This window comes from Bacillus pseudomycoides DSM 12442, assembly GCF_000161455.1.
Taxonomy (GTDB): domain Bacteria; phylum Bacillota; class Bacilli; order Bacillales; family Bacillaceae_G; genus Bacillus_A; species Bacillus_A pseudomycoides.
The window spans coordinates 4,222,349-4,231,418 of record NZ_CM000745.1; the positions used below are offsets into that span (position 1 = coordinate 4,222,349).

The window sequence follows — 9,070 nt, forward strand, 5'->3', positions numbered from 1 at the left end:
GACATTATACCCAAGTGCTAATATTAGTCATTAGTTAAAAGTGAAGCGCCCTGTTTACAGGGCGCTTTTTTTACTTGGGCGTAAATATATCGGCGCTTTTACGGTTCCCTAAATCCAAATGCTCCAATAAGAACAGGGATGAGTAATATGAAAATAACAGCTAGAAGTGGAACAAAAATACCGACAAACTTCCATTTGCTTGGTTCGTTCTTGTTTATAGCTATCATGCTGAATATGAGGCCGAGGATGATGCAAGCGGTGCTAATAAAAAAGAAAATGATTGGTAAAAAACTTAAATTTGCTGCAAGGGCATAACTGAGTGAAAATGAAACAACTCCAGCTAATGTAACCCACAGAGAGAGAAAGCTATATTTGTTAAACAAAGGAATCACCTCCATACATCCATTTTAGTGTGGAAATTTTCTAATTAAAAGGTATCTTTTTGCTTTTTTCCCCAATCAGAGTACAATGTAAAATAGCAAGAAAAGGCGAAAAGTATTTACAGGATTATTGCAAGTAGATAGCGTAAAAGGCAGTAAGGAATTGAGAGGAGGTTTTTTCTCTGGATATAAATAAAGAAACAATCATTCACCTTTATCATACAAACGATATACATAGTCATTTTGAAAACTGGCCGCAAATTTCTCGGTTTGTACAAGAAGAGAAAAAGCGCAGACAGAAAGCAGGAGAATCTGTTTTTACATTAGATATTGGCGATCATGTGGATCGTTTTCATCGTATAACGGAAGCAACGAATGGAAAGGGCAATACGAAATTATTAAACGAAGCGTTATATGATTATGTAACGATTGGAAATAACGAAGGAATTACATTAGCGAAGGAGCATCTTGGACATTTATATGATGAAGCGAATTTTGAGGTGCTTGTAGCTAATTTATTTGAAAGAGATGGAACGTGTCCTAATTGGGTAAAACCGTACAAGTTGCATACAACTGCAGATGGAGTTACAATCGCTTTTATCGGCTTAACGGTAGCTTATCCAGAGTTCTATGAAATGCTGGATTGGCATATTGAAGATCCGATTGCACATTTGGAAGTAATTTTAGAAGAAGTGAAAGAAAAAGCTGATGTTACTGTCGTTCTTTCTCATCTTGGAAAGAATGCAGATGAGTATATGGCAGAGCATTATGATATTGATGTTATTTTAGGGGCACATACGCATCATTTGTTTGAGCGTGGTGTTCTTGTGAATGGGACTTTGCTTTGCTGTGGAGAAAAGTGGGGGCATTATGTCGGACATGTTCAGCTAACGGTGGATCTAGAGACAAAAAGAGTGACAGAAAAGGATGGGAGAGCGATTCGTACAAATCGTCTGTCAGCTTACGGAGAGTCATTGCCGACGATTGAAGCGTTAGAGAAAGAAAGCGAACTCATTATGGCAGATCCGATTGTTGAGTTAAAAGAACCATTGCCGATTGATTGGTTCCAGGAGACACAAATTTCCCGTATGTTAGCAAGTGCATTAAAAAAATGGTGTAATGCGGAAATTGGGATGGTCAATGCGGGTGTGTTATTAGAAGGATTAGAAGAAGGAATTGTAACGCGCGGAGATATCCACCGCATTTGTCCACATCCTATTAATCCATGTGCACTAAAAGTAAAAGGAAAAACATTACGAGATGTTATTTTAAAAGCACGTCGTTCAAATATGGAACAACTTGAGGTGAAAGGCCTTGGTTTTCGTGGGAAAGTTATGGGGAAAATGATTTATGATGGCCTGGAAGTTACATTAGATACGATTCCTGGAAATAAAATTTTACTCGAAGATGTATTGATTAATGGAGAATCATTAGAGTTAGAACGTATATACACTGTCGGAACGATTGATATGTTTACATTCGGGTACTTATACCCAGAACTATCCACACTTTCTGAAAAACAATATTATATGCCAGAGTTATTGCGAGATGTGTTAACAGAGATGTTGATAACTTATACATCTTCCATCAAACTATAGGCTAGTTAACCTGTAACACTCATTTTTCTCTTTTCATAAAGATAAGAAAGAGAGGAGTGTGTGAACTATGGTTAATGTGGAACCAATTATCATTGATAACTATACGTTTATAGCGGTTAGCGTAAAGCTTCCGAAAACAAATTTGCTGGCTGTTATGAGCGATAAGGGATATATTATGTGTGGAGCTTTAGATGTCGGTCTATTAAACGAGAAGTTAGGGGACCGAGGTATTATTGCTGGCCGCGCAGTTGGTGTGAGAACGATTGAGCAGCTTCTTGAAGCGCCGCTTGAATCGGTAACGACTGAAGCCGAGGCTCTAGGCATTCCAGCAGGAACAATTGGAAAAGATGCTTTATTAAAAATGATATAAGTATATATCGTCCCTCTTTCTTGCATAGAAATGATATAAGAAGGAGGGTTTTTTTATGCGTACATTTCGTCCAAAAGCTTCGCGTTTCCGAAAAGGCCCACTCCCCTTTCGGCATGTACTACTCATTTCGTTTATCATTTTTTTATTGTTAACTTTACAAGGATTCTGGATTGTGAATAAAAGTATTCAACCTACATTAATAAAATATGGAGAAACGCAGACACATAAAATGGCAACGGTTGTGATGACGAAAGCGGTAAAGGATCGAATTAAGGAAGGGTTTGATGTGGATTCATTAATGAAAGTACAAAACGATAAGAATGGAAGAGTATCCACAATCGATTTAAATACAAAGCAAGTAAATGAGATTTTGACATCGACTACTGCATACATAGAGAAATATTTGCATCAAGTGGAGAAGGGGGATATGAAGGCACTCGGTCTTCCAGAAGAGAGCGGAGTGTCAATGTCTGTTCCTCTTGGACGCATAACGGATAATGCACTCCTTGGTAATTTAGGGCCGAATATTCCGATTGATTTTACAACAATTGGTCATGTGAATACGGATATTAAGCAAAATGTAAAACCGCATGGAATTAACAATACAGCGATTGAAGTTGTTATGGAAGTACAGGTTACGCTACAGGTAATTATTCCATTTCGTACAAAAGAAATTACAGTAAAACAAAATATCCCAATTGCAACGCGAATTGTACAAGGAGAGGTACCATCTTATTATGGAAGCGGCGGAGTTGTTATGCCAGATAGTAAAGGGAAGAAAGCGGATGATTAAATCATTCGCTTTTTTATGTTTTATTGGTTTTTTAAGCTAACGCTAAAAAATATGGAAAATTTTATCGGATAAAGCAAAGGATTAACAAAATATGTATTATAACGGATGAGTAAGTTTGAAAAGACATTATAGGACCTAAAAGGAAACAACCGTAGCAATTAGCTACGGTTATTTTTTAAATTCGCACGTTCTTTCCGCTCCCATAAACTTAAATGCATATACGGATCAAAAGCCCATTCTGTATACCCGTTGTCTTTATATAATCCAAAGTGCAAGTGTGGTGGGAACTTTCCAGCTGTACCAGGAGGTCCATAACCTGTGTTACCAACGAAGCCAAGAACGGTTCCTGGCTCTACAATTTGTCCTAGCTGTATTTCTTTAGAAAAGCCACCTAAATGTGCGTAATAATGATAATTGTTATATAAATCACGAATGCCGATGCGCCAACCACCAAGGCGATTCCAACCTTTTGTTTCAATAACGCCGTAGCAGGTAGATCTTACTGGTACACCGTGCCTTGCGAAAATATCGGTGCCTTCATGAATACGTCTTCCTCCAAAACTCCGCCCAGCGCCAAATGTACTACGGTAGCTATTGTCGCTATGGACAGGAAGAGGGAAAGCATTCCCTTCTAAGTTAATACGACCATAGTGCTTATAGATTCGAGCATATTCGGTAATTAATTCAACCGTTTTTGCACGTCTATAATATTCCCAGAGCATAATTTTAATACGGTCTTCTGAAGTCCCTTGCTTTTTTATAATAGTTGCCATTGTATGCAAAAGGTCTCGGTCGTTATTTGCATTTGCAATTCCATCTTTATCGCCATCTAAACCAATCCCCCCAAACAGAGAAATCGTGTGGGGAAGAGTATCGTTAGTAGAACCATTGGCAGGTCCAGCCCACATTTCTGGTTTAAAGTAAATTGATATGATAGCATCGGGCTTTTTCGGAATATCTTTTCTTACGCTCCGTATATTGCGTTCATATTGATCAATTGCGGCTAAGTAATACCATGGAATATTAGCATCTTTTTCAGTTTCTTTATATAGTGTCATGCGCTTTTCGTATATTTGATTTTGATTCACTTCACCATAGGCAATGCCTTGCCCAAGAAGAAAACAAATAGAAAGCAATAAGGCAATCTTTCGAGGCATGAAAATAAACTCCTTTCACAACATCACTCTTTCTAGTGTGGGATATACGAGATATTTCATTATAGTAAATCATTGGTAAAAATTCTTGGAATCTTCATTTGAGCAAATCGCTTTCATACGTTAGAATAGATATGTTACATTGAAAGAAGCGAACACGGTAAACTATTTCATATTGTGCGGAGTTGATAACATGACAAAACAAACAGAATATAAGCGCAAGCCCGAATGGTTGAAAATTAAGTTAAATACAAATGAAAACTATACAGGCTTAAAGAAAATGATGCGTTCTAAGCAGCTGCATACCGTTTGTGAAGAGGCGAAATGTCCGAATATTCACGAATGCTGGGCTGTAAGAAAAACAGCAACGTTTATGATTTTAGGTGCGGTTTGTACACGTGCTTGTCGTTTTTGTGCGGTTAAAACAGGCTTACCAACGGAGCTTGATTTACAAGAGCCAGAACGCGTAGCAGATTCTGTAGTACACATGGGCTTAAAACACGTTGTTATAACAGCGGTTGCACGTGATGATTTGAAAGATGGCGGAGCTGCTGTTTTTGCTGAAACAGTGCGCGCTGTTCGTCGCAAAAATCCATTCACGTCTATTGAAGTACTGCCATCTGATATGGGCGGGGTAGAAGAAAATTTAAAAATGTTAATGGATGCAAAACCGGATATTTTAAACCATAACATTGAAACAGTACGTCGATTATCTGACCGAGTTCGCGCTAGAGCAAAATATGATCGTTCCTTAGAGTTTTTACGTCGTGCGAAAGAAATGCAACCTGATATTCCAACTAAATCTAGCATTATGGTGGGACTGGGTGAAACAAGAGAAGATTTAATTGAAGCAATGGACGACTTACGTGCGAACAATGTGGATATTTTAACACTTGGACAATACCTACAACCATCTAAAAAACATTTACCAGTTATTAAATACTACACACCAGCTGAATTTGCAGAGCTAAAAGAAATTGCTCTTAGCAAAGGATTTAGCCACTGTGAAGCTGGCCCGCTTGTTCGTTCTTCTTACCATGCAGATGAGCAAGTACGTTCTGCAAAAGAAAATACAGCACAAGCAAAATAATAGTAAAAAATCCTTCTTAGCATGAAAACTAAGAAGGATTTTTTTACTTCAAACACAACTAAATAGGAAACAATAAAGGAAGTTTTACCGCAGTTTTTCAATTTGTTTTTCTATATTCTAAAACGGTATTTTGACATGTGGATAAAATCTTTTTCAATTCTTCTGTGGATAATTCAATTGTAAATTCCGGAACACCCGGTGTAATTAAAATTTTGTCATAGGCATAGACGGAACTATCCACAATAATTGTTACATTCTGTGAATAGCCAAAAGGAGCGACGCATCCCGGAATACATCCTGTTTGTTCTCTTAGTTCATCAGGTGAACAAATTGATAAGCGCTGCCCCGTGATTTCCTTCATTTCGTTTCTCTCGAGACGAGTTCCTTCCAATGTGAAGAAAACGTAATAGGATCCAGATTTTGATTTTAAAAATAAGCTTTTACTTGGAGCACCCTGCAAGCCAAGGCGTTCACGAACAACACGATCTGTCTCATAATCGAGAACTGGTTCATGTTCAAATTTTTCATAAGAAACATTTGTCTTATGTAATAAAGAGATTACTTCTTCGTACATATTTTTGTAATGCTCCTTTCTATATTTGCTGCATGTTCATCATGATTTTTTCAAATTTTTTTGCACTTAAAATTTCATGTGTTAAAAATTCTCCGTTATAAAAAGCTCCATATGTCGTGAAGGCACAAGGAGCATGCTGCGCATCTTCTCGCGATGTCAACTGAATGCATTTGAAAGGGATGTGATATTGCTGAGTGATATTGGCCAATTCTTGATGAATGTAATAATCAGTATAAGGACACTGATTTGTATAATAGACAACCAAGCCGTTTTGATTTGGAATCTTCATGTCCTTGGCGCTTGCTGTGAAATGTGGTGAAGGAGCATTTGGATCAAGTTTGTATACAAGTAATTCAAAATAAGGCGGTGCTGTATCACATACTTGAAACCCTTTTTTCTTTAAGTAGCCGCCATCTGATAAATAGGGGCGTTTTTTCTTGCTTGAAATAACAACGATTCCATGCTTTCCTTTCGCTTTAGAATCTTGCATACATTCTTCTAAGAGCTGTGCACCATAGCCTTGCCCTTTAAAACGCCCCGATACCCAAAAGCAATTGATGAATGTGTATCCTGGTGCAGAGATAGGCACCCATGCATACTCAGCCGGAATGTGTTCAATGAACACCTTTCCTTTTACATCTAGCTTTTTAAACATAAGTCCTTCTTCAAATCGATCCTTTAGCCACTCTTTTTTTAGCTCGACACCACGTTTCACTTTTTTGTCTGACATTGCACAGCAGATATGTTCTTGTTCAATATTATCTCGTGTAACAATTTTCAACGGTCTTTCCCCACAATCTGTGGATTGTCGTTTGTTCATCAATTGTAATTTCGTAAATATCAGGATTGCTTAAGTTTTTCCATTCTAAAAAACCAATCCGATTATCAAAGTACTTTAAAATGAGCGTTAATAAATTTCCATGTGTAACAAGTAATGTTACTTGGTGTTCTTGTTGTAAAATATCTTGAATAAGCGATGCAACGCGGTCCATCGCTTGTTTTGTTGACTCTCCGCCTAAAAAGGCAATATCTATATTTGTAAAAGTATATTCTAGTTTCTGTAGCCAATCTTTCATTGGATTATTGCTTAATATGCGTTCCTCTAGGCGCTCATCTTCGCCTACGGGTAGATTGGTTCGTAATGCAAATGGTGCAATGGATTGAATGGCTCGAGTGAAAGGGCTTGAAATAATGGACTCTATTTGCAGGTTATTTTGTATGAGAAAATCAGCAAGAAAGTGTGCTTGCTTTTCTCCTGCAATTGTTAGTGCTGCATCTCGTTCTTGTCCAGTTGCTGAGCAGTGACGTACTGCGATAAGTTTTTTCAAAATCCATCCCTCATTTTTTAAGTTGACCATACATACTTCGACAAATAGGAAAAAAATCCTCTATACAAAAAAAGCTAAGCCGCATGGACTTAGCTTTTTTCGGATTCAATTGTTAATTTGTCTTTCATTTTACGAATAAGAATGAAAGCGCAAATCGTAAAAATAAGCGTGATTCCTTCTGCAACAAATATGTTGATAACTTGCTTTTGATAAAGAGCTGCAAAGAAGTCTATAAATGCATGGAACAAGCCGGCATATATAACAAAAATATATTTCTTATGTTTTACGCCGTATAATACAAGCATTGAGAAGGCGATTTGTAAGACCAAAGCTAAGATTCTTTCTAAGCTACCAAGTAGGTAGAGATAGGAAGGAGTGCTAAGTAATAAATCTTGCACTTGACTGAGCTGAGGGGCCTTTTCAATAAGTTTTGAAAAACTTCCATTATTGATTGAAATAGCAAAGTATAGAGTTTGAAGACTAGCTAGAGCCCCAATTGAAATAGATTCAATCCCTCCGTGTCCAATTCCATATGCTAAACCATCTTTATATTCTTGATATTTCTTAAGTAAATAGAAGAAGGCTATGAATCGACCTGCTTCTTCAAAGATAGCGGCAGTAAGTCCACCATAGATGGCATAAAGAAATGGGTTTTTCAATATTTCCGATGTTGTTGGATTGCCCAGCATAAATACGTGAAAAGGTGTTTCGAGAATTTGTGAAAATCCAATAAAGATAAGAACCCCAACACCAACAACTTTCCAGTTTATATGATATTTTTTTCGAAAATAAATAAGTACAATAATTGGAACTAGAACCGAAATCGCTAGTTGCACAATCATACTGGTAATTACAGCATTTGAAACCATATTTTTCACCGCTTTCTAATATATGTACATATATATTATGCCTGAATTTTAAGGGAATGTGGAGTGGAGGAGTTTTTAGTCATAAAAAACACATAATTTAATAATCATTTTTTATTGACTCTCATGTTACGTAATACTTTATTGTATGTATGAAGGGAGGCGAAACAATGACAATGAGGGTAAAAGAAGTAGCTGATTTAGTTGGTATTAGTGTGCGCACACTGCATCATTATGATGAAATTGGGTTGTTAACCCCAGACGAGACGACAGAGTCAGGGTATCGTCTGTATTCCAATGAAAATCTAGAGACATTGCAGCAAATTTTATTTTTTAAAGAGCTTGGCTTCCCTTTAAAGAAGATTAAGGAAATTATCATGAGCCCTTCATTTGACCGGGAAGAAGCGCTTCAATTGCATAAGAAAATGCTGCTCGAGAAGCGAGCTAGACTGGATAAGGTGATTGCGACAATTGATAAGACAATTAAGCATACAAAAGGAGAGATTCAAATGACGAATAAAGAAAAATTTGAAGGATTTGATTTCAGCCAAAACCCATATGAGCAAGAAGCACGTGAGAGATGGGGAGACGAAGCTGTGGATAAAGCGAATAAGACAGCAGCTGGCATGCCTAAAGAAAAGCAAGAAGAGTTTAATGGCATTTATAGAAAGCTGGCTACACTTCGAAATGGCGCGCCTGATTCTAAAGAAGCACAAGAAGCAATCCAAGAATGGTACGATTACTTGCAAAACTTCGGTCAATATTCATTAGAGACATTCAAAGGATTAGGTCAAATGTATGTAGATGATGAACGTTTTATAAAAAATATTGACCAATTTGGAGAAGGTTTAGCACAGTTTATGTGCGATGCAATGGCGGTATACGCAGATAACCGTAAAAAATAAAAAANAAGGNGG

The 9,070-nt window shown here is 37.3% G+C and carries 11 protein-coding genes; 5 read left to right on the forward strand and 6 right to left on the reverse strand.

Features of this window, described 5'->3' with window-relative positions:
• Nucleotides 1-98: 98 nt before the first annotated feature.
• Nucleotides 99-392 (reverse strand): hypothetical protein, encoded by a 294-nt coding sequence (locus tag BPMYX0001_RS21575; RefSeq protein WP_141522328.1) that lies wholly within the window; start codon nucleotides 390-392, stop codon nucleotides 99-101.
• Nucleotides 393-586: 194 nt separating this feature from the next.
• Here BPMYX0001_RS21575 and BPMYX0001_RS21580 point away from each other — a divergent pair, with 194 nt between their 5' ends.
• The 3 genes from BPMYX0001_RS21580 to yunB all read left to right on the forward strand — a co-directional run bounded on the left by BPMYX0001_RS21580 (nucleotide 587) and on the right by yunB (nucleotide 3,141).
• Nucleotides 587-1,978, forward strand: coding sequence for a bifunctional metallophosphatase/5'-nucleotidase (locus tag BPMYX0001_RS21580; protein WP_078211796.1), 1,392 nt, complete (start codon nucleotides 587-589; stop codon nucleotides 1,976-1,978).
• Nucleotides 1,979-2,045: 67 nt separating this feature from the next.
• Complete coding sequence (locus tag BPMYX0001_RS21585) at nucleotides 2,046-2,348, forward strand: YunC family protein (RefSeq protein WP_003201652.1); 303 nt, start codon at nucleotides 2,046-2,048, stop codon at nucleotides 2,346-2,348.
• Nucleotides 2,349-2,403: 55 nt separating this feature from the next.
• Nucleotides 2,404-3,141, forward strand: a complete 738-nt coding sequence (yunB, locus tag BPMYX0001_RS21590; RefSeq protein WP_003201655.1) for a sporulation protein YunB — start codon at nucleotides 2,404-2,406, stop codon at nucleotides 3,139-3,141.
• Nucleotides 3,142-3,299: 158 nt separating this feature from the next.
• On the opposite strand, the gene BPMYX0001_RS21595 is transcribed toward yunB, so the two are convergent.
• Nucleotides 3,300-4,298 carry a M23 family metallopeptidase gene (locus tag BPMYX0001_RS21595; protein ID WP_003201657.1) on the reverse strand — a complete coding sequence of 333 codons (999 nt, stop codon included), beginning with the start codon at nucleotides 4,296-4,298 and terminating at the stop codon, nucleotides 3,300-3,302.
• A gap of 190 nt (nucleotides 4,299-4,488) precedes the next feature.
• Here BPMYX0001_RS21595 and lipA point away from each other — a divergent pair, with 190 nt between their 5' ends.
• Nucleotides 4,489-5,385 carry a lipoyl synthase gene (gene lipA / locus BPMYX0001_RS21600; RefSeq protein ID WP_003201659.1) on the forward strand — a complete coding sequence of 299 codons (897 nt, stop codon included), beginning with the start codon at nucleotides 4,489-4,491 and terminating at the stop codon, nucleotides 5,383-5,385.
• A gap of 97 nt (nucleotides 5,386-5,482) precedes the next feature.
• On the opposite strand, the gene BPMYX0001_RS21605 is transcribed toward lipA, so the two are convergent.
• The 4 genes from BPMYX0001_RS21605 to BPMYX0001_RS21620 all read right to left on the reverse strand — a co-directional run bounded on the left by BPMYX0001_RS21605 (nucleotide 5,483) and on the right by BPMYX0001_RS21620 (nucleotide 8,156).
• Nucleotides 5,483-5,959 carry a YbaK/EbsC family protein gene (locus tag BPMYX0001_RS21605; RefSeq protein WP_003201661.1) on the reverse strand — a complete coding sequence of 159 codons (477 nt, stop codon included), beginning with the start codon at nucleotides 5,957-5,959 and terminating at the stop codon, nucleotides 5,483-5,485.
• A 19-nt stretch (nucleotides 5,960-5,978) separates the two neighbouring features.
• Nucleotides 5,979-6,689, reverse strand: a complete 711-nt coding sequence (locus BPMYX0001_RS21610; protein WP_006096417.1) for a GNAT family N-acetyltransferase — start codon at nucleotides 6,687-6,689, stop codon at nucleotides 5,979-5,981.
• Between the two features lie 28 nt (nucleotides 6,690-6,717).
• Nucleotides 6,718-7,287 carry a histidine phosphatase family protein gene (locus BPMYX0001_RS21615; protein WP_033799720.1) on the reverse strand — a complete coding sequence of 190 codons (570 nt, stop codon included), beginning with the start codon at nucleotides 7,285-7,287 and terminating at the stop codon, nucleotides 6,718-6,720.
• Nucleotides 7,288-7,376: 89 nt separating this feature from the next.
• Nucleotides 7,377-8,156: a YhfC family intramembrane metalloprotease gene (locus BPMYX0001_RS21620; RefSeq protein ID WP_033799205.1), complete on the reverse strand. Its 780-nt coding sequence runs from the start codon at nucleotides 8,154-8,156 to the stop codon at nucleotides 7,377-7,379.
• 167 nt (nucleotides 8,157-8,323) lie between these two features.
• On the opposite strand from BPMYX0001_RS21620, the gene BPMYX0001_RS21625 reads away from it, so the two are divergent.
• A complete protein-coding gene (locus BPMYX0001_RS21625) occupies nucleotides 8,324-9,058 on the forward strand; it encodes a MerR family transcriptional regulator (protein WP_033799206.1) in 735 nt (244 codons plus the stop codon).
• The last annotated feature ends 12 nt before the right edge of the window (nucleotides 9,059-9,070 follow it).

Coding starts and splice junctions, on each gene's coding strand:
- BPMYX0001_RS21610 (WP_006096417.1), bottom strand. CDS start 6,689: ATGTCAGACAAAAAAGTGAAACGTGGTGTCGAGCTAAAAAAAGAGTGG.
- yunB (WP_003201655.1), top strand. CDS start 2,404: ATGCGTACATTTCGTCCAAAAGCTTCGCGTTTCCGAAAAGGCCCACTC.
- BPMYX0001_RS21585 (WP_003201652.1), top strand. CDS start 2,046: ATGGTTAATGTGGAACCAATTATCATTGATAACTATACGTTTATAGCG.
- BPMYX0001_RS21595 (WP_003201657.1), bottom strand. CDS start 4,298: ATGCCTCGAAAGATTGCCTTATTGCTTTCTATTTGTTTTCTTCTTGGG.
- BPMYX0001_RS21605 (WP_003201661.1), bottom strand. CDS start 5,959: ATGTACGAAGAAGTAATCTCTTTATTACATAAGACAAATGTTTCTTAT.
- BPMYX0001_RS21625 (WP_033799206.1), top strand. CDS start 8,324: ATGACAATGAGGGTAAAAGAAGTAGCTGATTTAGTTGGTATTAGTGTG.
- lipA (WP_003201659.1), top strand. CDS start 4,489: ATGACAAAACAAACAGAATATAAGCGCAAGCCCGAATGGTTGAAAATT.
- BPMYX0001_RS21620 (WP_033799205.1), bottom strand. CDS start 8,156: ATGGTTTCAAATGCTGTAATTACCAGTATGATTGTGCAACTAGCGATT.